The 863-nt window shown below is 43.5% G+C and carries 1 protein-coding gene; it reads right to left on the bottom strand.

What is annotated here, in order from left to right; all coding sequences use genetic code 11:
* Window positions 1-38 precede the first annotated feature (38 nt).
* On the bottom strand, window positions 39-863 hold an 825-nt coding region (locus A3766_RS03840; RefSeq protein WP_156508665.1), incomplete at its 5' end, for a response regulator.

Below are 863 nucleotides of genomic sequence, written 5' to 3'. Positions count from 1 at the left end.
TATTATTCACTAAGAATTTATTGTAGGCAAAGTACAGTTTAGTTGATATGCCTTTCTAACACCATTTCCAATTGCGCTATTTTGAATGGCTTCGTCATAAACTCATCCATACCGACCTGGAAGCATCCCTCAGCTTCTTCTTCAAAAGCATTTGCTGTTAAAGCCACAATTGGCGTACGACCACGTTCAGGCTTGGATCGTTCGATCTCACGTATTATTTGCGTGGTTTCATAGCCATCCATTTCAGGCATTAAACAATCCATAAAAATTAAAGCATATTTATTCTTCTTAAATAGCTCAATTGCCTCAAACCCATTTACCGCCAGGTCTACCTGGCAGCCATTACGCTCCAGCATACGCATAACAAGCTGCTGGTTAACAATGTTATCTTCGACAATTAATATATTGGACTTGGTTTGGTCCTGTAGATCTATAACTTCGGGGTCCGAACTTTCTTCAGCATCACTCACGGTATATCGCGTCACCAAGCGACGCTCACTTCCCTGACGGAATCGCTCAGCATAGGCCTGACACATAACTCCCCTCAAAAACGGGTCACGGAACTGCTTACTCAAAAAGCCACTAGCTCCTGCCAAAAAGAAGCCTTCCGCATCACCCAACTGTGGATTTGAACATAAAACAACGATCTGCACAGGATCAACGATAGACTGGCGAATCATCTGACAAGCTTCTACACCCGACAAATCCTGTAAGATGTCATCACACAAGATCATGTTGAACTGCTCTTCACTTCCAGCATAAGAATGCAAGGCTTTTATCGCTTCTGCAGCAGTCCCCACCGCCTCGAACTGAATCCCCCACTCGCTTAAGAGTTCAAGTGTAATTTTACGACTAAGCTCATA

The sequence above is a fragment of the Oleiphilus sp. HI0132 genome, from assembly GCF_001635845.1.
This window is presented reverse-complemented; position numbering and strand designations above follow the sequence as displayed.